Annotated in this window: 18 protein-coding genes and 1 pseudogene; 12 read left to right on the top strand and 7 right to left on the bottom strand. The window is 69.6% G+C overall.

Annotated features, from left to right (window positions below; all coding sequences use genetic code 11):
• The first annotated feature begins 39 nt into the window (after positions 1 to 39).
• The 3 genes from LJ657_RS25125 to LJ657_RS25135 are packed head-to-tail and all read left to right on the top strand — an operon-like array spanning position 40 to position 3,783.
• Entirely contained in the window at positions 40 to 786 is a 747-nt protein-coding gene (locus LJ657_RS25125; RefSeq protein WP_232651014.1) for an alpha/beta fold hydrolase, read from the top strand.
• Between the two features lie 35 nt (positions 787 to 821).
• Complete coding sequence (locus tag LJ657_RS25130; RefSeq protein WP_232651015.1) at positions 822 to 1,820, top strand: endonuclease/exonuclease/phosphatase family protein; 999 nt, start codon at positions 822 to 824, stop codon at positions 1,818 to 1,820.
• 28 nt (positions 1,821 to 1,848) lie between these two features.
• On the top strand, positions 1,849 to 3,783 hold the full coding sequence (locus LJ657_RS25135; protein ID WP_232651016.1) for an FUSC family protein: 1,935 nt from the start codon (positions 1,849 to 1,851) through the stop codon (positions 3,781 to 3,783).
• A 71-nt stretch (positions 3,784 to 3,854) separates the two neighbouring features.
• On the opposite strand, the gene snpA is transcribed toward LJ657_RS25135, so the two are convergent.
• A complete protein-coding gene (snpA, locus tag LJ657_RS25140) occupies positions 3,855 to 4,541 on the bottom strand; it encodes a snapalysin (protein ID WP_232651017.1) in 687 nt (228 codons plus the stop codon).
• 211 nt (positions 4,542 to 4,752) lie between these two features.
• Between snpA and LJ657_RS25145 the strand changes: the two genes are divergently transcribed.
• The 8 genes and pseudogenes from LJ657_RS25145 to LJ657_RS25180 all read left to right on the top strand — a co-directional run bounded on the left by LJ657_RS25145 (position 4,753) and on the right by LJ657_RS25180 (position 15,180).
• Positions 4,753 to 5,685, top strand: coding sequence for a LysR family transcriptional regulator (locus tag LJ657_RS25145; protein ID WP_232651018.1), 933 nt, complete (start codon positions 4,753 to 4,755; stop codon positions 5,683 to 5,685).
• A 118-nt stretch (positions 5,686 to 5,803) separates the two neighbouring features.
• Complete coding sequence (locus LJ657_RS25150) at positions 5,804 to 7,399, top strand: VWA domain-containing protein (RefSeq protein ID WP_232651019.1); 1,596 nt, start codon at positions 5,804 to 5,806, stop codon at positions 7,397 to 7,399.
• A gap of 144 nt (positions 7,400 to 7,543) precedes the next feature.
• Complete coding sequence (gene metG / locus LJ657_RS25155; protein WP_232651020.1) at positions 7,544 to 9,259, top strand: methionine--tRNA ligase; 1,716 nt, start codon at positions 7,544 to 7,546, stop codon at positions 9,257 to 9,259.
• 129 nt (positions 9,260 to 9,388) lie between these two features.
• Positions 9,389 to 10,840, top strand: a complete 1,452-nt coding sequence (locus LJ657_RS25160; RefSeq protein WP_232651021.1) for an AAA family ATPase — start codon at positions 9,389 to 9,391, stop codon at positions 10,838 to 10,840.
• A gap of 85 nt (positions 10,841 to 10,925) precedes the next feature.
• Positions 10,926 to 11,411, top strand: a complete 486-nt coding sequence (locus LJ657_RS25165; protein ID WP_232651022.1) for a hypothetical protein — start codon at positions 10,926 to 10,928, stop codon at positions 11,409 to 11,411.
• Positions 11,412 to 11,420: 9 nt separating this feature from the next.
• Positions 11,421 to 14,096, top strand: coding sequence for an HD domain-containing protein (locus LJ657_RS25170; RefSeq protein WP_232651023.1), 2,676 nt, complete (start codon positions 11,421 to 11,423; stop codon positions 14,094 to 14,096).
• Positions 14,097 to 14,303: 207 nt separating this feature from the next.
• Positions 14,304 to 14,552 (top strand): annotated as a pseudogene (locus LJ657_RS25175) (Uma2 family endonuclease); the annotation flags it as partial.
• A 151-nt stretch (positions 14,553 to 14,703) separates the two neighbouring features.
• A complete protein-coding gene (locus LJ657_RS25180; RefSeq protein ID WP_232651024.1) occupies positions 14,704 to 15,180 on the top strand; it encodes a hypothetical protein in 477 nt (158 codons plus the stop codon).
• A 24-nt stretch (positions 15,181 to 15,204) separates the two neighbouring features.
• Here the strand turns inward: LJ657_RS25180 and LJ657_RS25185 are convergent, their stop codons facing one another.
• The 3 genes from LJ657_RS25185 to aspS all read right to left on the bottom strand — a co-directional run bounded on the left by LJ657_RS25185 (position 15,205) and on the right by aspS (position 19,386).
• The gene (locus LJ657_RS25185; RefSeq protein WP_232651025.1) at positions 15,205 to 16,554 is read right to left on the bottom strand and encodes a pectate lyase family protein; all 1,350 of its coding nucleotides are present in this window, start codon (positions 16,552 to 16,554) and stop codon (positions 15,205 to 15,207) included.
• Positions 16,555 to 16,659: 105 nt separating this feature from the next.
• Positions 16,660 to 17,112: a hypothetical protein gene (locus LJ657_RS25190; protein ID WP_232651026.1), complete on the bottom strand. Its 453-nt coding sequence runs from the start codon at positions 17,110 to 17,112 to the stop codon at positions 16,660 to 16,662.
• A 510-nt stretch (positions 17,113 to 17,622) separates the two neighbouring features.
• Positions 17,623 to 19,386, bottom strand: a complete 1,764-nt coding sequence (aspS, locus tag LJ657_RS25200; protein ID WP_232651027.1) for an aspartate--tRNA ligase — start codon at positions 19,384 to 19,386, stop codon at positions 17,623 to 17,625.
• Positions 19,387 to 19,542: 156 nt separating this feature from the next.
• Between aspS and LJ657_RS25205 the strand changes: the two genes are divergently transcribed.
• Positions 19,543 to 21,684, top strand: a complete 2,142-nt coding sequence (locus tag LJ657_RS25205) for a SpoIIE family protein phosphatase (RefSeq protein ID WP_232651028.1) — start codon at positions 19,543 to 19,545, stop codon at positions 21,682 to 21,684.
• Here the strand turns inward: LJ657_RS25205 and LJ657_RS25210 are convergent.
• The 3 genes from LJ657_RS25210 to LJ657_RS25220 all read right to left on the bottom strand — a co-directional run bounded on the left by LJ657_RS25210 (position 21,657) and on the right by LJ657_RS25220 (position 24,569).
• Complete coding sequence (locus LJ657_RS25210; protein WP_232651029.1) at positions 21,657 to 22,718, bottom strand: AI-2E family transporter; 1,062 nt, start codon at positions 22,716 to 22,718, stop codon at positions 21,657 to 21,659. The genes LJ657_RS25205 and LJ657_RS25210 overlap by 28 nt on opposite strands.
• A 306-nt stretch (positions 22,719 to 23,024) precedes the next feature.
• Positions 23,025 to 23,996: a pirin family protein gene (locus LJ657_RS25215; RefSeq protein WP_232651030.1), complete on the bottom strand. Its 972-nt coding sequence runs from the start codon at positions 23,994 to 23,996 to the stop codon at positions 23,025 to 23,027.
• Positions 23,997 to 24,101: 105 nt separating this feature from the next.
• Positions 24,102 to 24,569: an SseB family protein gene (locus tag LJ657_RS25220; RefSeq protein ID WP_030939169.1), complete on the bottom strand. Its 468-nt coding sequence runs from the start codon at positions 24,567 to 24,569 to the stop codon at positions 24,102 to 24,104.
• Positions 24,570 to 24,578: the final 9 nt, after the last annotated feature.

Consider the following 24,578-nt stretch of genomic DNA (forward strand, 5'->3'; position numbering starts at 1 on the left):
TATTGCACTGAGGAGTTGGGCCGCCCTAGGGTCGAGGTCATGCCATTTCCGCTGGTCCTCGTCCACGGCCACCCCTTCGACCACACCATGTGGAACCCGCAGCTGGAGGCGTTCTCCGGCTCCCGCCGGGTGATCGCCCCCGACCTGCGCGGCTACGGCGCCTCCCCTTCCGCTCCGGAGGTCACGCGCTTCGAGGAGTTCGCGCAGGACCTCGCGGCGCTGCTGGACGAGCTGGGGGTGGAGTCGTGCGTGCTCGCCGGTCTCTCCATGGGCGGCCAGATCGTCATGGACTTCTACCGGCAGTTCCCCGGCCGCGTGAGCGGCCTGGTCCTCGCCGACACCTTCCCGGCACCGGAGACACCCGACGGCGCCGAGGTGCGTCACGCCATGGCCGCTCGCCTGCTGCGGGAGGGCATGCGCGGCTACGCCGACGAGGTGCTGGAGAAGATGGTCGCGCCGTACGCCTCCGCCGAGGTCAAGGCGCATGTCCACCGCATGATGACGGCCACCCGCCCCGAGTCCGCCGCGGCGGCGCTGCGCGCCCGCGCCGCCCGCCCGGACTACCGCGAGCTGCTCACCACCGTCACGGTCCCGGCCCTGGTGGTCGTGGGCGCCGACGACACCTACACCCCGGTCGCCGACGCCGAGGCGATGCACGCGACGCTCCCCGACTCGACGCTCCACGTCATCGAGGGCACGGCCCACATGCCGAACCTGGAGCGGCCGAAGGAGTTCAACGAGGCGCTGGAGAGTTTCCTGGCGCGCATCGACTCCGCCGGGGGATGATTCGGGCATCCCACTCGTGAGCGGAGGGCCCGGCCTTGGACACTGCGGCTGCCGAGTGGACCGCTGCGCCTGAGGACGAGCCGGTACGGCGGGCCGGGCGGCGCTTCGCGGCCTGGTGCGCCGGGCTGCTGCTCGCCGCGGTGAGCGTGGTCGTCGGCTGCCGGGCCGCCGACAGCGACGGCATCACCCCGGTCCCCCAGGTGCTCGCCTTCCTGCCCTGGCTGATCGCCCCTACCGGACTGGCCCTGCTCCTCGCCCTGCACGCGCGCCGGCGGCTGGCGATGGTGTGGTCGATCGTCGTCCTCGGACTGCTGGCGTGGTTCATCGAGCCGTACGGGAAGACGGACGAGCCCGGCGGCACCCCTGTTGCGGAGTTCAAGGTGCTGACCTCGAACGTCGAGTTCGGCCGCGGGACCGGCTCCCTCGTCCCCGAGATCCGGCGCCACAAGCCGGACATCGTGTTCGTGGAGGAGTGCGAGTACACCTGCCAGGCCCGGCTGAAGCGGGACTTCGGCGCCGACTACCCCTACCGGCAGGCCGTGGCGGCGGGTGGCAGCCACGGCTCGATCATCCTCAGCCGCGTTCCGCTCAAGGCCACGGCGGGCGTGACCGGGACCATGGGCATGCCCGGTGCCGTCGCCGATGTGCGCGGACATGCCGTCCGGCTCCAGCTGGCGCACCCCATGCCCCCGCTGCCCGGCCAGGTCGGCCTCTGGCACCGGGAGCTCGGGCGGCTCCGGGACGCTGCCGCCGCCGCCCGCACGCCCATGATCCTGGCCGGCGACTTCAACGCCACCCAGGACCACGCCGCCTTCCGCCGCATCCTCGACACCGGCCTACGCGACACGGCCCGGCTCACGGGCCACACCCGCACCCCCACCTGGCCCGCCCGCACCGCCCCCACCTTCGGCACCCAGATCGACCACGTACTCGTCTCCCGGGACTTCTCGGCGAGCACCGCCCGCTTCCTGGACCTCACCGACACCGACCACCGCGCGCTGCTGGTGGACGTCACGCTTCACCAGGGCGGATGAGGCGGGCCGTGGTGCTCATAATGGGCGCATGCCCCGAGAGTTCCCCGCCGGCCTCACCCCTCCCGACTGGCTGGTAAGGAACCTCCGGCCCCAGCAGGCCCCCGTCAACTGGGCCGCCATGGCGCGCGCGGCGATCGCGATGGCGCTCCCGCTGGCGATCGGTCTCGCGGTGGGCCGGCCCGCCTACGGAGCGCTGGCCTCCATGGGCGCCCTGTCCGGCGTCATCGGCGACACCGCGGACGCGTACCGCATGCGGATCCTCAACATCGCGATCCCGCAGCTCTTCGGCGCGATCGGCGTGACCCTGGGCTCGCTGGCGTTCGGGCACGGATGGGTCGCGGTCGCCGCGGTCACCGGCATCGCGCTGGTCTCCGGGATGATCTCGACGATCGGGGCGGTCGCCTCGGTGTCGGGGCTGCTGCTGCTCCTCAACGCCGTGGTCGGCGCGGGACTGCCCCTGCCCGGCGACTGGTGGCTGGCCCCGGCGCTGATGTCAGGCGGCGGCCTCCTCGTCCTCCTCCTCGCGCTGCTCGCCTGGCCGCTCAGGTCCGGGGTGCCGGAGCGGGCGGCGGTCGCGGACACGTACCGGACGGTGGCCTCGCTGATGGCGGCAGGCGGCACGGAGGAGTACGACGCCGCGCGCCACACCGTCACCCAGTCCCTGAACCAGTCATACGACCTCGTCCTCGCCCGCCGCGCCCGCCACCACGGCCGCAGCCCCGAACTCACCCGCCTGCTCGCCCAGTTGAACGCCATCACCCCGGTCGTGGAGGCCGCCCCCGCCGCCCGGCTGAGCGGCACGGCCCTGCCGCCGGAGGTCCCCGAGGCCGTACGCCATCTCGCGCAGGCCGTGGAGACCGGCTACACGGGACCGATAGGGCTGGCGCTGCCCGTGCCCACGTCGGAGACAGCCCGCGCCGTCGACCACGCGCTGCGGCACGCCGCCGAGGTCGTCACCGCACCGGACGTGGACCCGAGGGGCATCGACGACCGCCTCGGCCGCCCCGCCGGGCTGTCCATCCGCGTGGCCCGCGCCTCCCGCAACGTCACCCTCTCCGCCAACTCCTGGCGCTACGGTCTGCGCCTCGCACTCTGCATCGGCATCGCGCAGGCCCTGGTGTCGATCGTCCCGGTGCCGCGCTCGTACTGGGTCGCCCTCACCATCACCTTCGTCCTGAAGCCCGACTTCGGCTCGGTCTTCTCGCGGGCGCTGCTGCGGGCCGTGGGCACGGTGGCGGGCCTGGTGATCGCGGCGGCGGTGCTCGCGGCGGTGCCGCGCGGCTGGTGGGACGTACCGGTGATGCTGGTCCTCGCCCCGCTGATCCCGGCGTTCACCCCGCGCGGCTACGGCTACCAGACGGCCGCCATCACGCCCGTGATCCTCCTCCTCTCCGACATCCTGAACCACCAGGGCACGGCCCTGCTCCTGCCCCGCCTGGTCGACTCCCTCATCGGCTGCGGCATCGCGCTGGTCGCCGGCTACCTCCTCTGGCCGGAGAGCTGGCACACCCGGGTCGGCGACCGGCTCGCGGACGCGGTCGCGAACACCGCGCAGTACGTCGAGTCCGCCTTCGGCGACGGCTCCGAACCGGCCGCCCGTGCCCGGATGCGACGCCGCCTCTACCGCGATCTGTCCGTCATCCGTACGGAGTTCCAGCGCGCCCTGACCGAACCGCCGCCGACCGGCCGCCGGGCCGCCGCCTGGTGGCCGCTGGTCGTCGCCGTGGAGCGGATCGTGGACGCCACGACGGCCGCGGCGGTGCGGGTACGGCACGGTGCGGCCACTCCGTCCGCCGCCGAGGTCCGCCAAGTGGCCATGCAACTGGGCGAGTTGGCGCAGGGTCTGCGGGACACGGAGGTCCTGTACCCGGTCCGTACGGACCTCACCGGGCCGGCGGGCAGCGTGCTGGAGCCGCTGCGGCAGGAGGTGGCGGCGGCGCGGGCGATCGCGTCACCGCACTGATCCTCGCCCGGACACAGAGGGGTGCGGCCGCCCTGTGCAGGAGGGCGGCCGCACCGTGTGGGGAGTGGCGGCTAACGCGTGCTCTTGTGCAGGGCCTTGTCGCTCAGGGACTTGTCGCTGAGGGCCTTGTCCAGCGCGGCCCGGAACCCGTTGGCCCACAACTGGTCGACCTTGGCGCGCTCGTTGGCGTCCGGGTTGGGGTTCGTGCAGGACGTGCCGGGACCGCCGCCCGACATCAGCTCGCTGCACGGGCCCTCGTAGTGGTCGGGCAGGCCGAGGACGTGGCCGGTCTCGTGGGCGGTGACGCGGGTGGAGTCGTACTCCTTGTTCTGCGCGTAGTCGAGGAAGACATAGCCGCCGCCGTGACCGTCGGTCGAGGCGTACGAGCCGCGGGAGTCGTTGCCCTCGCGGTAGCCGAAGTCGGCGCCCGACGAACCGGCCTGGAGCTTCACGTTCGACTCGGCGCCGTTCCAGATCTGGGCGGCGCGGGCTATCTGGGCGCTGAACGTCGGCGCCCCGGACGGGTCGTAGGTGACCGTGACAGCGGCGGCGCTGTTCGGGTGGGCGGCCCGCTTCTCGGCGACCGACCTGAGGACCGCCTGGAAGAACGCCTGGTCGGCCTTGGCCTCCGCGGACGAGCCGGTGTAGCCGGAGTAGGGGGCGGGAGCCGGGGCCGCGGCGGCCGGAACCGCCGTACCCAGGCCGGAGACCGCGAGGCTGAGGCCGACGGCGGCCACCGCCCGGGTGGATATGGGCATGACAGATACAGAGGTGCGCTTGCGCATCGATGACTCCTAGGTGGGGGGTGAGTCGTCGAAGCTGAGTTTCGGCCCCTGTGGAACGGCTGTGATGATGGCAACCGCCGATAGTACGCACGTATCACCAGCCGTCGAGGCACCCAATTCATATGCATCGGGAGTGATTTGTGAGGCTGGTGAAACCTTGGGTTCCGCTTTACGCTCCGAGGGCATGGACCTAGAGGTGAGACACCTCCGCGCGCTGTGCGCCATAGCCGACACCGGCAGTCTGCATCGCGCCGCCCGCCAACTGGGCGTCGCCCAGCCGTCGTTGAGCACGCAGCTGCGCCGTATCGAGCAGGAGCTGGGCGGCACGCTGTTCGTCCGCGCCCGCACCGGCTGCCGGCCCACCCCCCTGGGCAGCCTGGTGCTGAGCCGCGCCCGCCCGCTGGTGGCCGAAATGCGCTCCCTGGTCAGCGAGGCGCGGGCCGCGGCGACCGGGGGCCCCGAACTGCGCGTCGGCTCCACCGCGAGCAAGGCCCTGGCGGGCTGGCTCCGCCGCCTGCGCGCCCGCGGCCAGGACCCCACCCTGCACATGAACGTCTCCCCGAACGCCCTGCTGCGCATGGTCGCCGACGGCCAGCTGGACGTGGCCTTCGTGCACGAGGTCGAGGGCAGCCCCTTGCGCATCCCCGAGGGCCTGCGCCTGCGCACCCTGGTCGAACGCGAACCGCAGTTCGTGTACCTCTCGGCCGACCACCCCGCAACGGCGCATCCCGTGGTCCGCCTCTCCGACCTGGCCACCGACCGCTGGATGATCGATCCGACCGTGGACGGCGAATGGGACGCAGTCCAGCGCATGTTCCGCACGGCGGGCATCAACCCGCACGTCCTGCACGGCGACTACCACACGGCCGCCGCCCTGGTGGCGACCGGCGAGGTCGTCACCGTCTGCCAGCCGACCGCGATCTCCCACCCCGACATGGCAGTACGCCGCCTCCAGGGCGACCCCCTCGGCGTACGCCTCCTGCTGGCGGCCCGCACGGAAACCGACCTGGACGGCGCCCTGCCCGCGCTGGAGGAGGCGTACTGGGAGTCGGCCGGCCGGGCACCGGCGTACCGGGAGTGGCTGGAACACGAGGCGTCCCCGTTGACGCGTGGTTGACACATGTGGCCGTACTGTGGCCTTGCCCCTGCCCAAGATCGCCATCTGGGGCCGCTAACCTTACGTGTCCGTCCTGGCCAGGGATTGACGGGATCAACTCACGCGAAGGGTTGCGCACATGGGCATTCTCACTCTCCTGCGGAACGCGTTCGGCAGGTCACGCAAGGGGCGTGCCGCCGAAGCAGAGGGTGCGGACCTCACCTCTTCGCACACTCCGGAACCAACGGTCCCGGCCCCCTCCCCCGAGCCGCAGCCGACGGCATCCGCGCAGGTCCCGGAACCGCGTTCGTCGTCCACGGAGGACCAGGACGAGCACGAACTGGTAGCGGCAGCCTTCGACAACGTCACGGTGCCGAGGCCGTCGGAGCCGCTGGACGAGGTGACCACGGAGGCCGCCCCCAAGCCTGAAGAACAGCCGGAACCGGCCACTGAGGCCGCCCCGCAGCCGGAGGCTGCCGCGGAACCGATCGCGGAGGCTGAGCCGGAGGCGGAGGCCGTCCCCGAGCCGGAGCGCGAGCCCGTGATCGAGGCCACCCCTGAGCCGGAGCCCACGCCGGTCGCGGAGGCCGAGCCCGAGCCCGAGGAGCCGGAGCAGACCCCTGAGCCGGTGGCCGTCGAGGAACCGGAGCCCACCACGGCACCGGAGGAGCCTGCGGAGCCGACCGCAAAGGCTGAGCCGGAGGCAGAGGCCGCCTCCGAGCCGGAGCCCACGCCGGTCGCGGAGGCCGAGGAACCGGAGCCGGTCGCAGAGGTCGCCCCCGAGCCTGAGGTGGAGGCCGCCCCCGAGCCTGTCGCGAAGGCCGAGGCCGAGGAGCCGCAGCAGACCCCCGAGCCCACAGCCGCCCCGGCCGAGGCGGACGAGCCCGCAGCCGCCGACGCCGAGGAAGCCCCACAGGGGCCACCCGCAGGCGACGACGAAAGTGGTACGGGTGGTGCGGGTGGGAACACCCCCGCCGAAGGCGCAGCCGAGGCGGAGGCCGAACCCGCGGTCCAGGCGGCCCCGGAGGCCCCGGAGGCCCCGGAGGGAGCCGAACCCGCTGCCGAGGCGCAGCCGGAACCCGCGCCGCAGCCGGAACCCGCGCCGCAAGGCAACCTCGCACCGGCCACCGCCCTGGCGAAGGCCGGCCTCACCACCGCCCGCGCGAAGGTCTACCTCGTACTCGACCGCTCCGCGAGCATGCGCCCGTACTACAAGGACGGCTCCGCCCAGGCCCTCGCCGACCAGACCCTCGCCCTCGCCGAGCACCTGGACCCCGCCGGAAGCGAGAACGCCTCCGTCCACGTCGTCTTCTTCTCCACGGAGGTCGACGGCACCACCGACCTCACCCCGGCCTCCCCCGAGACCGCCATCGACGACGCCCACGCCGGCCTCGGCCGCATGGGCCGTACCAGCTACCACGCAGCCGTGGAAGCCGTACTGGCCCACTACGACGCGAACACCCCCGACGCGAAGACCCCCGCCCTGGTGGTCTTCCAGACGGACGGCGCCCCGGACGCGAAGACCCCCGCCACCCAGGCCCTCACCGACGCCGCGAAGACCCACCCCTCGGTGTTCTTCTCCTTCGTCGCGTTCGGCGACCACGACAACAAGGCCTTCGACTACCTCCGCAAACTGAAGACCGACAACACGGCCTTCTTCCACGCGGGCCCCACCCCGCTGGAACTCACGGACGCGGAGCTCTACGACGGCGTACTGATCGACTGGCGCCCGTAAGCCCCCGCCCGTAACCCGACCCACGAGATCACCCGGGCCGCCCCTTCCCACCCCGTAAAACGGGAAGCGGGCGGCCCACCCATGTCGGCTACGATTTCAAGGTTCGCAAACCAGCAAGAACCACCGACCTGGGAGCAGCCCCCGATGGCTCGACACCTCATCACCAGCGCCCTTCCGTACATCAACGGAATCAAGCACCTGGGCAACATGGTGGGGTCCATGCTCCCGGCGGACGTGTACTCCCGGTACCTCCGCCAGCGCGGCCACGACGTCCTGTACATCTGCGCGACGGACGAGCACGGCACCCCCGCCGAGCTCGCGGCGAAGGAGCAGGGCATCCCCGTAGCGGACTTCTGCGCCCAGGCGCACGACGCCCAGAAGGCGGTCTACGACGGCTTCGCGCTGGCCTTCGACTACTTCGGCCGCAGCTCCTCCCCGCAGAACGTCGAGATCACCCAGCACTTCGCCCGCCGCCTCAACGAGAACGGCTTCATCGAGGAGCGGGCGATCCGCCAGGTGTACTCGCCCGCCGACGGCCGCTTCCTGCCGGACCGCTATGTCGAGGGCACCTGCCCCCACTGCGGATACGACAAGGCCCGCGGCGACCAGTGCGAGAACTGCACCCGCGTCCTCGACCCGACCGACCTGATCAACCCGCGCTCGGCGATCTCCGGCTCCACGGACCTGGAGGTCCGTGAGACCAAGCACCTCTTCCTCCTCCAGTCGAAGCTGGAGAACGAGGTCCGCGAGTGGGTGGCCCGCCACGACAAGGACTGGCCGCAGCTGGCCTCCTCCATCGCCCACAAGTGGCTGACCGAGGGCCTGCACGACCGCGCGATCACCCGCGACCTGGACTGGGGCGTCCCGGTCCCGGCCGACACCTGGCCGGAGCTGGCGGCGGAGGGCAAGGTCTTCTACGTCTGGTTCGACGCCCCGATCGAGTACATCGGAGCGACGAAGGAGTGGTCGGACCTCGACCCGGAGAACCGCGACTGGAAGTCGTGGTGGTACGACGTCGACACCGACGTCCGCTACACGGAGTTCATGGCGAAGGACAACGTCCCCTTCCACACGGTGATGTTCCCGGCGACCGAGCTCGGCGTCCGCGAGCCGTGGAAGAAGGTCGACTACGTCAAGGCCTTCAACTGGCTGACGTACTACGGCGGGAAGTTCTCCACGTCCCAGAAGCGAGGCGTCTTCACCGACCAGGCCCTGGACATCCTCCCGGCGGACTACTGGCGCTACTTCCTGATCGCCAACGCTCCCGAGTCGGACGACTCGTCCTTCACCTGGGAGCACTTCACGGCCACGGTGAACAAGGACCTGGCCGACACCCTCGGCAACTTCGTCAACCGCGTGCTGTCGTTCTCCAAGAAGCGCTTCGGCGAGGAGGTCCCGGCGGGCGGCGAGCCGGGGGAGGCGGAGCGGAAGCTGGGCGAGCAGATCGCGGAGCTCCTCGCCGAGTACGAGTCGCAGCTCGAGTCCCTCCAGTTCCGCAAGGCGGCCGCGGCCCTGCGCGCCCTGTGGTCGGCCGGCAACTCCTACCTGGAGGAGAAGGCCCCCTGGCTGGAGATCAAGACGAACCAGGACGGCGCGGCCCTCACCCTGCGCACCGCGATGAACCTGATCCACCTCTACGCGGTGATCTCGGAACCCTTCATCCCGACGACGTCGGCCGCCATGCGCCAGGCCTTCGCCCTCCCGGAGGACACCGCGACCTGGGTCTCCCCGACCGAGGCGAAGTCCCTCACCGCCGTCCCCGCGGGCACGCCCTTCACGGTCCCGCCGGTCCTCTTCGCCAAGCTGACGGACGAGGACCTGGAAACGTACAAGGAGCGCTTCGGCGGCGAGCCCGCATAACCACACAAGACCAGAAGGGCCCGGGACCGAACGGTTCCGGGCCCTTTTCGTTGCGCGACCGAGCAGCAGAGAGATAAGGTAGAACAGATCTACATAGATTGAATCTACGTAAACTCGGAGACCCCGGCGATGCGCTCTCCCTTCGTAGGCCGCGAGACCGAGCTGGCTCTCCTCCGTAAACGCCTCGATCGCGTCGCTGCCGACGGCACCGGTGCCTCGGTCGCCATAAGAGGACGTCGACAGGTAGGGAAGTCGCGGCTCGTGCAAGAGTTCTGCGACCGCTCGGGCCGGCCATACGTCTTCTACACCGCGATCAAGGGGGCATCGCCTTTGGAGGGCATCGCGGACTTCATGCTGGAGCTGCGGGAGTCCTCGCTCCCCGCCGACCCGGAACTCGTGCCCGGGACGGCCCCCACCACCTGGCCCGACGTCTTCCGTACCCTCGCCGCACTGCTACCCGACGCTCCCAGCATCGTCGTACTCGACGAACTCCCCTGGCTCGCCGAACAGGACCCCGTGTTCGACGGCGCGCTGCAGACCGCCTGGGACCGGTTGCTGTCCAGCCGTCCGGTACTGCTGCTCCTGCTCGGCAGCGATCTGCACATGATGGAACGGTTCACGGCGTACGACCGCCCCTTCTACGGACGTGCGGACAACTTCGTCCTGGGTCCGCTGAATCCGGCGGAGACGGGAAACGCTCTGGGGCTGGACGCGGCAGACGCCATCGACGCACACCTCGTCTCCGGTGGTCTGCCGGGGATTCTGCGTACCTGGCCGCGCGGCACCCCGGCGCTGGACTTCATCAGATCCGAGTGCCCCGACCCGGCCTCGCCTCTGTTCGGCGTGCCGGAGGCGACCCTGCTGGCCGAGTTCCCGGCACCGGACCAGGCTCGCCGAGTCCTTGAGGCGGTCGGCAGCGGCGATCGTACGCACGCCAACATCGCGGCGACGGCGGGGAGTCAGAGCGGAGCGCTGCCCTCCGGGATACTCTCCCCTCTGCTGCGCCGCCTCACCAACGAGAAGCGCGTCCTCGCCTCGGAGACCCCCCTCTCGACCAAGCCCGGCAAACCCGCCCTCTACCACGTCGCAGACAGCAACCTGCGCCTCTACCTCGCCGCCCTGCGCTCCGCACACGAGTTGTCCCGACGTGGCCGACCCGAGGCCGCGTACCGGGTTGTCGAGCGTCGCTGGGCCGCCTGGCGGGGCCGGGCGGTCGAACCCCTGATCCGTCAGGCCCTGGAACTGGCCGCCGCCTCCGGCGATTTCCCCTGGCCCGACACAGACGTCGTCGGCGGCTGGTGGAACCGCCGGTTCGCACCCGAGATCGACCTCGTCGGCGCTGACCGCGCCCCGGTGGCCGGGACCCTCTTCTTCGCGGGCTCCGTGAAGTGGCTCGCCTCTCCCTTCGACCAGCGCGACCTGGCCGCCCTGGTAGAGGGCGCCGCCGAGATCCCCGGCTTCTCTTCGAACGTGGCAGCCCTGGCCGTCGTGTCCCTGTCCGGTACGACGGCCGAGGTGGCGTCCGGCGGAGTCGGACTGGTGTGGGGGCCACAGGATGTGGTCTCCGCATGGCAGCCGTGACATCTGCCGGCCCACGAGGATTCGTGAAACCGCAGCCGGGCAAAGGTGAGTTACCTATGCTGCTGAATCGGACGGGTGGGGGGCGATGGCGGCACCGGGAGAAACCAGGCAGGAAACGGCTTCGGTTCGCAATGAGTTCGCGCTGGAGCGGTACCGGTACATCCTGCAGCAGATCCACGCGGTGAACGAGAACGCGCACCGCTTCCTCACCCTTTACCAAACCCTCGCGACCGCACTGGTCAGCGCGGCCCTGCTCCTCTTCGTCGGCTACCAGAAGTGGGACCTGGCACCGGACACCGCGCGTGGCGGAGTGATCGGGCTACTCGCCCTCGTGACGGTCGTCGCCGCCTTCACCAGCATCCTGATCGTCGTCGGGGCGTTGAACTGGCTCGACTACCGCAACGAAGAGTGCGACATCACCGACGAGTTCGTCGGCCCGGCATTTCGGAAGCGTCCACGGCCGGGCAACTTCCTTCGATGGTACGAAACTTACGTGCTGCTGTTCATTCTCGTCTCGGTGATCACCATGTGGTTGATCGCCGCCTTGTTCCTCCTGCCGGCTATGAGGTGATCGTCCCCAGTGCCCGAGCACGACTACACCAGCACGTCTCTGTGGCAGGAAACCCTTGCCACCAGGCCGGGTGACGACCCGCAGGCCGAACAGCGGGAGCGACTGCGTTCGTCGTACGTGGAGCTGCGGAAGAAGGCGGCCGTGCTCCTTCAGGAGAACGCGCGCAGCATGCCCGACTTCACCGTCCACGACATCACTCACGTGGACGCCCTTTGGGAGACCGCCGATCTCGTGTGTGGCAACGCGGTGAAGTTGAATCCCGCGGAGGCCTACGTGCTGGGCTGCGCCTTCGTGTTCCACGACGCCGCGATGGGCGAGGCCGCGTACGGCACGAGCGTGCCCGAGGCCCTTGGAGAGGAGCGGTGGCGTGACCTTCTGTCGGTGGCCTACTACCACCAGAAGGGATGCTGGCCGGACCAGGAGCAACTCGATGATCCTCCCGTCGAGATCGCCGCCGCGTGTCGGGCCGCCGCCATCCGCGAATCACACGCCGAGCAGGCCCGTCGGCTGGTGGACCAGTCGTGGCGGTCGAGCACGGGCAATGAGATCCGCCTCATGGAGGACGTCCTGTTGCGGGAGGCGTATGGTCCGCTGATCGGCAATCTGGCGGCGAGCCACTGGTGGCCAGTGGACCGGCTCGCCGGTGAGTTCCGCCGTGAGTCGGGCTCATGGCCGTGGCAGCCACGCGACTGGACCATCGACCAGCTCAAACTGGCCTGCATCCTGCGGCTGGCCGACGTGACCCAGATCGACGGCAGGCGTGCTCCGACTCTATTGTTCGCGCTGCGCAATCCCCAAGGTCTCTCCCGCGAGCACTGGCGCTTCCAGACCCATGTCAGTCGGCCGGACCTGAACGGCGACCGAGTCACCTACAGTTCGGCGCGCCCCTTTCTCCCGGAGGACGCTCCCTCCTGGTGGCTGGCCCTCGACTACCTGCGTGGCATCGACCAGGAGTTGAAAGCCGTCGACGCCCTCCTGCACGACCTCGGAGTGAAGCGGCTCGCGGCCCGCGCCGTCGCCGGAGTCGACTCTCCGGAGCGCTTCGCCGATCACTTCCCCGCGCAGGGCTGGCGCCCCATCGACGCGACGGTGAAGGTCTCCGACATACCCGCCCTGGTCAGGAATCTGGGCGGCGAGCAGCTGTATGGGGACGACCCCGAGGCCGCGGTACGCGAACTCATCCAGAACGCCCAGGACGCCGTACGCGCGCGCCAGGCGCTACAGCCCGGGTTCTCCGACGGACGTATCGAGATCCGGCTGAGCCAGAACGATGGCTCCTGGTACCTGGAAGTACGTGACAACGGAGTCGGCATGGACGAGGAGACCCTCATCCATGGCCTTCTCGACTTCGGCAACAGCGGCTGGAGCTCTCCCGATGTCCGCAACCGCCTTCCCGGACTGGCCGGCGGCGGCTTCACCCCCAGCGGTCGCTTCGGCATCGGCTTCTTCTCGGTCTTCCTGCTCGGCGACGAGGTGGAGCTGGTCACCCGCCGCTACGACCACTCGGTCCAAGACGCCCGCCGCCTCACCTTCGACGGCCCCTCCGAGCGTCCCCTGCTGACTCCCATGCCGGTGAAGGGCTGGGTCCCGGAAGGCACGACCGTACGCATCAAGCTCAAGAAGAACCCCAACGACCTGCGGGGTCTCCTCTACGGCACAGTGGACGACCGGCTCTTCCAGTTGGTCCAGCACCTGGTCGTGGAGAACTCGGTGCCCATCCACACCTGGGAACCGGCTTCCCCCGAAGGCGATGTTCTCGCCCCGTTCTCGCTGGCCACCGGAGAGCCGGATGAGGTCTTCGACCGTCTCTACCCTGCCGTGGCCGACGACTGGCGCGTTGGAGAGGAGAAGCGACGTCTGCAGATGCGGGACGACTTCGTCGCACGAGCCACCAAACTGCGCGACGAGAAAGGGGCCCGCATCGGGCTGGCCACACTCTGCAACGACCTCTATTACGAGAACGGACACAACTACTGGGGCATCGTGACGCTCGGTGGCTTCCGGGCCGACCGGTCGCCGTCCTTCGCCGGATACCTCACCGGGCAGCCCAGTCGCGCGTCACGAGATCGGGCCACCCTGTCCGTGGATCAGGACCAGGTACGGGAATGGGTACGAACCCAGGAACAACAGCTGCGCAGCACAGGGCAGTTCGACGACCACCTGCAACTGGAACTGGCCAGCACCCTGTACCACGCCTTCGACTCGCTACCCGAGGACGTGGCCTTCGCCATCACGTCACAGGGCGTGCTCCGCCCCTCCGGCATCACCGAGTGGGCCATGCAGCACGACAAGATCTTCATGGTCGGCGGATCCTCCCTGGCCATGAACACCAGGCCCCCGGAGGTCTACCACTCCCGCTCCGGATATCGGGTGCAGATCCCCGACAACTGGATCTTCATGTACGACAACTATCCGGGCTCACCGGTGTCGGATGTCTTTCCCTACGGCACGCACCGTGACATGGCCTACGAGCACGCTCGCGACCACACAACATGGACCTGGCAGAAGATGTGGTGGCGTGCGTCGGGAACCATCCCCGGATACTTCTTGCGCGCGTTGTGCCAGGCCTGGGAGTGCAGCATCCAGTCCCTGCTGGAACCGGTCGCACAACGGAAGTCGGACTCGCTCCAACTGGACGGCGGGCGCGGTGGTCCCGTGTTCGGCAATCTGCTGAACCGCCCCTGAAGAACCGCGGAATCGTCCACGCCGAAAGTCCCGGGAAGCCGACGGGCTGACCAGGGCGGCTTCTCCCACCCCCTCCCTCATACGACAACGTCGACTCCCAAGCCCACCACCCAGGTCCTGGGAGTCGACCTCACGCATGGACCCGACTGAACCAGCAGCGTCCCGTGACCGGTTCCGGGCCCTTGTTGTTGCGTTTCAGGCGAGCTCACCCACCCGGAGAACGACTGGGGCGCCAAGACGCGCGACTACCCCTTGGTCGGCATCCCCGTCTACGCGATCTTCGACCCACCGCACCGGCACTGACGCCGTCCTCACCGACATCCACCCCACCCCCGACGGCCCCGCTACTCCACCCGCAAGGACTTCGTCCACAGGGAGGACGTCACCATCGGCGACTGGACCATCTCGACGGACAACCTGCCTCGCTGTGAGAACAGGACTGGCGAGCAGGACTGAGTGGGTGCGACCGTGGCCGGCGGCGACTCGGGGTGCGGTCCGTTCCGTTCTGTGGAGATCAGCGGCCGTCTCGTGAAGCTTCGGCGAGCCCAATGGTGTCCTCATCGGCGACTGGGGGATATTGCCACGCCACATACGTAGGGTGTGCGCCATGGCAGTCCCCGAGGTCATACCGATCTCCTACGAACCGCACGGCCGGGCCGAGGCCATCGGCCGCTACGCGGACGGCCAGTTCCTGGGAACGGTCACGTACGCCTTTCCGCGCGGGTACCGTCCGGACGACGGCTGGGAAAACGAAAAACGCCTCTTCGCGGTGCTCCACACCTTCGACGCCGAGGGCCACTACCGCGACTCGGAGATCTGGTGTGCCGGCACCTGGGCCGAGCAGCAGCGCAATCCGCACGGCGACGACTCGGTCCTCACCCGCGCCAGGGTCCATCTGGCGAAGTTGTTGCGCAGCCTGCCCCGGCGGTCCTACACGGACATCGCGATACGCCCGTTCCGACTCACCGTGGACGGCGTGCAGTTCGGCCTGGTGACCGGCCAGGACGAGGAGGGCGACTGGGCCGAGCTCTACCCGGACCGCCTGTTCTTCACCTCGCCCTGGGACGGCTCGTACGACACCTAGGCCGCACCTGGTCGCACCTGGTCGCTAGGAGAGCACTCCGGCGCCCGTCGTCGTCGCCAGCTCCGTCAGCAGGTTCTTCGCCGACGACTCCAGGCCCGCGGTCAGTGTCGGCGTCCAGTTCACCGTCGTCTTGATCTTCTTCGACGAGGCGGCGTTGTAGGCGGCGACGAGATCGGTCGCGGTGCCGTTGACGAGGTTGCCGCTGCCCGCGATGGAGCCCGTGCCGTCGCCGCTGACGAGCCTGGAGACCTTCTGGGAGGCCGGGATCCTCCAGTAGTTGTTCTGCGCGACGACCTGGGCCTTGGCGCGGGAGTTGATGCTGTACTGCAGGGTGTAGCCGTTCAGGGGCGCCGTGTCGTACACGTTGTTGTAGATGTGGATCTGGCCCAGGCGGGACAGCGGCGCGCGCTGCACGATGCCCTTCCACACGTTGTGGTGGATGGAGACGCGCAGCTTGCCGGTGCTGTCGGTGTCGCTGGAGCCGATCAGCATCGTCTTGTCGTGGTTGGTGAACTGGTTGCGCTCGACGGTCACCAGGTCGGAGCCCTTGGTGATGTCGAGGGCGCCGTCGTGGACCTGGTACTCACGGCCGTAGTACTTCGGGTCGATGCTGTCGAAGTGCCCGGCGTCCGTGAAGGTGTTGTGGTCCGCCCAGACATGCGTGGCGCCGCGCAGGGTGACCGAGTCGTACTGCGAGTTCCAGTTGCCGCTGGAGCCGTCCGTCGGGTCCCACTGCGGGAAGCAGTCCTCGGTGTCGGAGAAGGTGAGGTCGCGGACGATGACGTTGTCCACCTTCTGGATCTGCAGCATGCCGCCGGTGATGCCGGCCCTGGTGCCGGGGACGCCGACGATGCTGGTGTTGGCGGGCACCTTGAAGACGACGTTCGCGGCCTGCTTCTTCTGCGCGGCTGCCCGCGCCGTCTCCTGTGTGCCCGAGGGCAGCTTGGAGCGGCCGTAGGTGGAGGGGTCGAACGCCTTCAGGTACGCGGACAGCGAGTAGCCGGTGCCCGACGCGTAGCCGGAGCAGGTCAGCTTCTTGCCCGCGTCGTTGGTGTTCGCGTCGATCGTGCCCTTGATCCTGATGATCCGCGGGGTGGTGTCAGAGACGGAGCCCAGCGCCTTCACCAGCTGCGCGCGCGTGGAGACGGTGAAGGTGTGCGCGGAGTCGGCCTTCGCGCCACCGGTCGTACCGGAACCGGAGGACGCCCAGCCGTCCTTGGCGGCGAGCGTCTGGTGGTACAGGTCGACGGTGGTCGTCCCGGCGTTCGCGTTCATCACGAGCACACCGGCACCGACACCGGCCGCCACGACGGCGGCGGAGGCGACGAGGGTGCGCCGCCTGCGGAGGGACCGGCGGTGGGAAGCAGAGGCCACGGGGATTCCTTACGAGCGGTTGTGGGACACGTGCGGTTCGTGAAGCGCCGGTGAAGGCGCTCATGTCCTCAAGTAGCCGCCGGAATCAGGGAGGTTGCCCGGACGTCAGGGATTGTTTTCGGCTGCCCCGGTCCGTGCCAGTCCGCTACCGACGCCGAAGCATCCTTGAAGCGGTGCGGGTTCGGGGGCGGCTGACGCCTGCTCCGCCGCCTGCCCCAGCGCCTCGCGGGCCGCTTCGACGTGCCGCAGTCCTTCCTGCGCCGTCCGCGTCACCCGCTCGTACTCCGCCGCCGTACGGGCCTCGGCCAGCAGGGACCGGGCGGTGCGATGACACTCCGCCGCGTCGGTCAGCGCCCGCCCCGCCGTCGTCCCGTTGTTCGCCCAGCTGCTTGCACCGGGCGGCATCAGGCTGCCGCCCAGCCGGATCAGCCAGCGGTTGGCCTCGGCCTCCGCGTCCAGGTCGGTGGCGCCCGGTGCCGTCCGCGTCCGCCGCAGTGCGACGACCGCGGCCACCGTCCCGGCGATCAACAGTGCCGAGAGCGCGATCGCGTACCCCATGGCTTCCTCCTTGGCCCACCGGGCCGAAGCAGCCCGCACCTGCGATGTCCCTCCCTATGACACGACAGGCTTCTGTGCTCCCCCCTCGGGATTCCTGTGGGCCTCCGGTGAGGTTCCCAAGCCCGTGCCGGAGGCCCCGTACCCCGGATGAACCTCGCCCCCACCACCGCGAGCAGCGAGGCCGCGGACAGGGTGTGGAGGCCGCCGGTCGTGCTGCCCGTCGTGTCCTTGAGGCAGCCGAACAGGAAGGGGGAGACAAAACCGCCCAGGTTGCCGAGGGAGTTGATGAGCGCCAGGCCGGGCGCGGCGATCCTCAGGTCGAGGCCCGTCTGGGCCATGGGCCAGAACAGCGTCACCGCGCACGTATGTGAACCACTGATGGAGATAACGGAACGGGCGTCGCCAGCGGGGCGCGTCTCACCCTGGGGGGCGCAAGCGGAAGGGCTCGAAACCGACACCGGTTTCGAGCCCTTCGTGTTGCGCCTGTGGCTACTTCGGCTGCGCCTGTGGCTACTTCGGCTGCGGCTTGCGCCCCGACAGGTGCAGCTCCCTCAGCCGCGCCTCCTCCAGCTCCGTCGGCGCGCCCATCATCAGGTCCTGGGCGTTGCCGTTGAGCGGGAAGGCGATGGTCTCGCGGATGTTCGGCTCGTCGGCCAGCAGCATGACGATGCGGTCGACGCCGGGGGCGATGCCGCCGTGCGGCGGGGCGCCGAAGCGGAAGGCGCGCAGCATGCCGGCGAACTTCTCCTCGACGGTGTCGCGGTCGTAGCCCGCGATCTCGAAGGCCTTCAGCATGATCTCGGGCTCGTGGTTCCGGATCGCTCCGGAGGACAGCTCGACGCCGTTGCAGACGATGTCGTACTGCCAGCCGAGGATGTCGAGCGGGTCCTGGGTCTCCAGGGCCTCCAGGCCGCCCTGCGGCATCGAGAAGGGGTTGTGCGAGAAGTCGATCGCACCGGTCTCCTCGTCCTTCTCGTACATCGGGAAGTCGACGATCCAGCAGAACCGGAAGACGCCCTCCTCGAAGTGCCCGGCACGCTTGGCAGCCTCGACCCGCACCGCGCCCATGATCTTCGAGACCTCGTCGAACTCGCCCGCACCGAAGAACACCGCGTGCCCGGCGGCCAGCGACAGACGCTTGGTCAGCTCGGCGACGTTCTCCTCGGTGAGGAACTTGGCGATCGGGCCGGACAGCGAACCGTCCTCGGCCACACGCACCCAGGCCAGGCCCCTCGCGCCCTGCGAGACCGCGAAGTCCCCGAGCTGGTCGAAGAACTTCCGGGGCTGAGCGGAGACGTCCGGCACCGGCAGCGCACGTACATGCTTGCCGGCGAAGGCCTTGAACTCGGAGCCCTCGAAGATGTCGGTGATGTCGACGAGCTCCAGCTGGGCCCGCAGGTCGGGCTTGTCGGAGCCGTACTTCAGCATCGCCTCGCGGAACGGGATCCGCGGGAAGGGCGAGGTGACGTGCCGGCCGCCCCCGAACTCCTCGAACAGCTCCGTCATCAGCTGCTCGATCGGGCGGAAGACGTCCTCCTGCTCGACGAAGCTCATCTCGATGTCGAGCTGGTAGAACTCGCCCGGCGAACGGTCCGCACGCGCGTCCTCGTCGCGGAAGCAGGGCGCGATCTGGAAGTAGCGGTCGAAGCCGGAGATCATCAGCAGCTGCTTGAACTGCTGCGGGGCCTGCGGAAGGGCGTAGAACTTGCCCGGGTTCAGCCGGGAGGGGACCACGAAGTCGCGGGCGCCCTCGGGGGAGGTGGCCGACAGGATCGGCGTCGCCATCTCGTTGAAGCCGAGGGCGACCATCTTCGAGCGGATCGAGGCGATCACCGACGACCGCAGCATGATGTTCTTGTGCATGCGCTCGCGGCGCAGGTCCAGGAAGCGGTACTCCAGGCGCCGCTCTTCGTTGACCCCGTCCTCGGTGTTGATCGTGAACGGGAGCGGGGCGGCCGCGCCGAGCAGCTCGACCTCGCCGACCTCGACCTCGATCTCACCGGTCGGCAGGTCCGGGTTGACGTTCTCGGTGCCCCGGGAGACGACCTTGCCGTCGACGCGGACCGTCGACTCCTTGGTCAGCTTGTCGAGGGCCTCGTAGGCCGGGGTGCCCGGACGGGCGACGAGCTGGGTGATGCCGTAGTGGTCCCGCAGATCGATGAAGAGGATGCCGCCCAGGTCGCGCCGATTGTGCAGCCAGCCACTCAGCCGGACGTCGGTGCCGACGTCAGAGGAGCGGAGCTCGCCGCAGGTGTGGGACCTGTACCGATGCATCGTCGTTCATCCAGTCTTCGCGGATCGGGGTCTGTGTCACTCAGGGTGTTTCACGTGAAACACCCCCAGCGTACCGGGCACCCCGAGATCGGCTCCCCACCATTAAGAGTGGGCAATCGGTGGCACTCCTCGATCACCTCTCCATAAAGTGGGGCAATGCGCACTGGTGAGCCTCTGCCCGCCGTGGGGGAGGTTCTCGCCGCCCTCGCGACCGGCCTGTGGCAATGGGACACCGCCACCGAACTCGTCACGGTCGACGCCGAGGCGGCCCGGCTGCTGGGGCTGCCCGCCGAGCAGACCACCCTCACGGAGGCCAAGGCCCGGGCCCGTCTCCACCCGGTCGACTGGAACGAGATCATCGCCGTCGTCGGGCTCGCCGTCGCCGAAGGCACGCTGGCCGAGGTGCGGATCCGGATCATGGACGAGCACGGCCGGGTGATCCGCGTCGTCCGCTCCCGCTCCAAGCCGTCGTTCGACCGGGAGAAGAAGTCGTTCCAGCTGATCGGCACCCTTCAGGAGGTCACCGAGCCGACGCCGGGCACGCCGGCCGGACGCAGCGCCGTCACCGGCGACTGGCGGCGATCCAGGGAGGCGTTCCTGCTGGACGCGGGCCGCGCGCTGGCGGAGGCGCGGTCCACGGAGGAGGTGCTGCGGGTCGCGGCGGGCCTGTCGATGCCCGGATTCTCGCCGGACGGGCTCGCCGTGTTCAGCGTGCAGGGCGACCGACTGAGAATCATCGGCCAACACGGCCACCAGCCCAGCGACGAGGGCCCCTTCTCCCACATGTCGCTGGACACCGACTACCCGGCCGCCGAGGTGATCCGCACCGGCCGGGCCGTCTATCTCTCCACACCCCAGGAGTACAAGTCCCGCTATCCGGTCACCTGGCCGCTCGCCTCGTCCTTCGGCCGCCACTCCTGGGCGTTCCTGCCGCTGACCGTGGCCGGCCGCACGATAGGGACCTGGATGGCGGCCTTCGCCTATCCGGTCACCTTCAATCCGGACGAGCGGTCCGTGCTGACGACGGTGGCCCGCATGCTCGCCCAGGCGCTGTCCCGGGCCGGGACCGCCGAGACGGAACGGGCACTGACGGACGGCCTGCAGCGCTCGATGCTGCCGACCCTGGGGCCACAGATACCGGGCATGAGCGTGGCCGCCCGCTATGTCCCCACCGGCGGCGGCCTCCAGGTCGGCGGCGACTGGTACGACATGATCCCGCTGCCCAACGGCCGGATCGCCCTGGTCATCGGTGACGTCCAGGGCCACGACGTGCGGGCGGCCGGACTGATGGGCCAGCTCCGTATCGCCCTGCGCGCGTACGCCTCCGAGGGCCACCGCCCCGACGCGGTGCTCTCCCGCGCCTCCCGCTTCCTGCACGGCCTGTCGGACGGCGCCACCCGGCCCGGTGCCCCCGAGGAGGACGCCCTCGCGGACCTGCGCTTCGCGACCTGCCTGTACGTCGAGGCCGACCCGGCGACCGGCACCCTCGACATCGCGCGCGCCGGGCACCCGGACCCGGCGATCCGGATGGCGGACGGCACGGTGCTGGGCCGTCCGACCGCGGGCGGGCTGCCGCTGGGCATCGACCCGGACGCCGACTACCCGACCACCCGGATCACCCTCGAACCCGGCGAGACCATGCTGATCTGCACCGACGGTCTGATCGAGACCGGCGGCCACGACCTGGACAGCGGATGGCAGCGGATCCGCAGCATCCTGGAGGAACACAAGGGCGACCTGGAGGAACTGGCCGACGCCCTGGTCCAGGGCGTCCACGGCCCCTCCTCCCACCACACCACCGGCCCCCTCGCGGACCGGCGCGAGGACGACATAGCCGTACTGCTGCTGTGCCGGCCGGGGGAGGGCTGCGGCGAGACGGTGCTGGTGCCGCCGACGGTGCGCCGCACCATGCTGTCCGTCGCTCAGGCGGAACCGGAGCGGGTGGCGGTGGCCCGTCAGCACCTGCGTGAGTTGCTGCACGACTGGCCCTCGCCGGACCAGGTCGACTCGGCGGTGCTGCTGGTCTCCGAGATGCTCACCAACGTCCTCGTGCACACCGACGCCGACGCGCTGCTGCTGGCGGAGGTGCGGGGCGAACCCGGCAGCCGTCGGATGCGCATCACGGTCACGGACACCAGCGACGCCCTCCCGCACAAGCGCCGCCCCGGTGAACTGGCCTCCTCCGGGCGCGGGTTGATGCTCATCGAGCTGCTCGCGGACGCGTGGGGGGTGGACCCGCAGGGCGAGGGCAAGAGCATCTGGTTCGAGCTCTACGAGTCCGACGGCTCGGGTACCTGATACCGCGCCCGCAGTTCGTGTACGACACCGAAGGCGGCGGCGGTGAGCGGCACGGCGAGCAGCATCCCGAGGACCCCGGCGACGGAGGCCCCCGCCGTGATGGCCACCATCACCACCGCCGGGTGCATCTGCACGGTCCGGCTCTGGATCATCGGCGTGAGCACATGGCCCTCCAGGACCTGCACGGCGAGGACGATCCCGAGCACCCACAGCGCGATCACGAACCCACGGTCGGCGAGCGCGACCAGCACCGCCACAGCACCGGAGATGAAAGCACCGAGGTAGGGGATGAAGGCCCCGACGAAGACGAGCGCGCCGAGCCCGACGGCACCGGGCACATCCAGCACCAGCAGCCCCAGGGTGATGCAGACGGCATCGATGAGCGCGATGAAGCTGGTGCCGCGCATGAACCCCTCGACGGCCTCATAGGCCCGGCGGGCCATGGCCTCAAGGGTGACGCCGCTCTCCCCCGGAGCGAGGCCCCTGATCAGACCGGCGGCCTTGTGCGCATCGCGCAAGAAGAAGAAGACGAGGAACAGCGCCAGGACTGCCATGGCGATGCTCTCACCGACGACGCTGACCCCGCTGATGACATTGGAGGCGGCCGTCCCCCCGAACTTGGTGAGCAGCTCCTTGGCGTTCGTGGCGAGGTCGTCCAGCGAGGTCCCCGCCGCCCCGAAATGATCGGCGACCCCCTGGGCCGCGTCCTTCAGTGAGGCGACGATCTGGTCACCGGTGTCGATGAGCGCGGCGACGACGATGTACACGGCCCCACCGACCACCGCCACGACCGCGACACAGGTGAGCCCGGCGGCGACGGACCGGTTGACCCTGGCCCTCACCAGCCGCCGGTGCAGCGGCCCCAGCAGGGCGGTCCCGAGCAGCGCGAGCAGCACCGGCGTCACGGCCGTACGGAACTGCGAGCACAGCAGCACCCCGACGTACACGACCCCGGCGAACAGCAGGATCACAGCGCACCAGGCGGCGAGCCGGAGAACGGGTCCGGGAAGCAGCGGTTGTCGGGGGGCCTGCATCCTTCCATCTGGCCATATGTCAGCTCTACCGTCGCGCAGACACAGCCGAACGAGTCGCCCACCACTCCCGCTTCTACCGCCCCCCACCAGTGCAGATCACTTTCAGCAATCAGCTGCGACACTCCGAAGCGATCACCTAACGATCCCCGTAACAAACAACCCCGGTCGGGTGTTACCAGCACCCGCCGGGTTCTCACCACAGGATCGAACGGACCGATCTCATGGGCAGCCATTCCAACGCTGAACAACGGCGCGAAGCAGGACATCGTCGGCCGGCTCCGAGCCGGCCGACGATCTGCCACGTAACTACAGCCCGCCCTCGGACATCCCGTGCACGGCCGGGATCGTCCCCAGCCGGCCCTTCTGGAAGTCCTCGAACGCCTGCTGGAGTTCCTCGCGGGTGTTCATCACGAAGGGGCCGTAGTGGGCCATGGGCTCACGGATCGGCTGCCCGCCCAGCAGCACGACCTCCAGGTCCGGGGTGTGCGAGTCCTGCTTCTCGTCCGCGCGGACGGTCAGCGCGGAGCCCGCGCCGAACACGGCGGTCTGGCCCATCTCGACCGGTCGGCGCTCGGCACCGACCGCGCCCCGGCCGGCGAGGACGTACGCGAGGCCGTTGAAGTCCTCGCGCCACGGCAGGGTGATCTCCGAACCCGGTGCCAGCGTCGCGTGAATCATCGTGATCGGCGTGTGCGTGATGCCGGGGCCCTGGTGGCCGTCCAGCTCACCGGCGATGACCCGCAGCAGCGCGCCGCCGTCCGGTGTCGTCAGCAGCTGAACGTTTCCGCCGCGGATGTCCTGGTAGCGCGGAGCCATCATCTTGTCCCTGGCCGGGAGGTTCACCCACAGCTGCAGGCCGTGGAAGAGGCCGCCCGACATGACGAGGGACTCCGGCGGGGCCTCGATGTGCAGCAGGCCCGAGCCCGCGGTCATCCACTGGGTGTCGCCGTTGGTGATGGTGCCGCCACCGCCGTTGGAGTCCTGGTGGTCGAAGATCCCGTCGATGATGTACGTGACGGTCTCGAAGCCGCGGTGCGGGTGCCAGGGGGTGCCCTTGGGCTCGCCCGGCGCGTACTCCACCTCGCCCATCTGATCCATCATGATGAACGGGTCGAGGTACTTGTAGTTGATCCCGGCGAAGGCCCGGCGCACCGGGAAGCCCTCGCCCTCGAAACCGCTCGGCGCGGTCGTGACGGCGAGCACGGGACGCGCCACGGCGTCGGCCGGAGCAGCCACTCGGGGCAGGGTCAGCGGGTTCTCGACGGTCACTGCAGGCATGTCGGTACCTCCTTGTGCGGCCAGTTTAGTTGAGCATTGAACTTTCTGCCACCCGTAACAGAGAAAGCCCGGAGGGCATTCCCTCCGGGCTCCGGCAGGCAGGTGTCAGCCGTACATTCTGCGCATCGCGAACTCGACCATCTGCTCCACGGCCTTCGCGTCGAAGACCATGCGGTGCTCGCCCTCCATGTCGAGGACGAAGCCGTAGCCGGTCGGGAGCAGGTCGATGACCTCGGCCCCCGTGATCACGAAGTACTTGGACTCCTTGCCCGCGTACCGGCGCAGCTCCTTGAGCGAGGTGAACATCGGGATCACCGGCTGCTGGGTGTTGTGCAGGGCGAGGAATCCGGGGTTGTCGCCGCGTGGGCAGTAGACCTTCGACGTGGCGAAGACCTGCTGGAAGTCCTCCGCGGACAGCTGGCCGGTGGTGAAGGCCCGTACCGCGTCCGCGAGGGACGGCGGGGACGGCTCGGGATACAGCGGTTGCTGCTGCCCGTAACCGCCGGGGCCCTGCTGCGGCTGGGCGTACTGCTGCTGCGCACCCGCACCCACGTTCTGGTCGTAGCCGTACATGAGCGCAAG

Origin of the sequence: Streptomyces guryensis, from assembly GCF_021261325.1 — a bacterium.
Lineage (GTDB): Bacteria > Actinomycetota > Actinomycetes > Streptomycetales > Streptomycetaceae > Streptomyces > Streptomyces guryensis.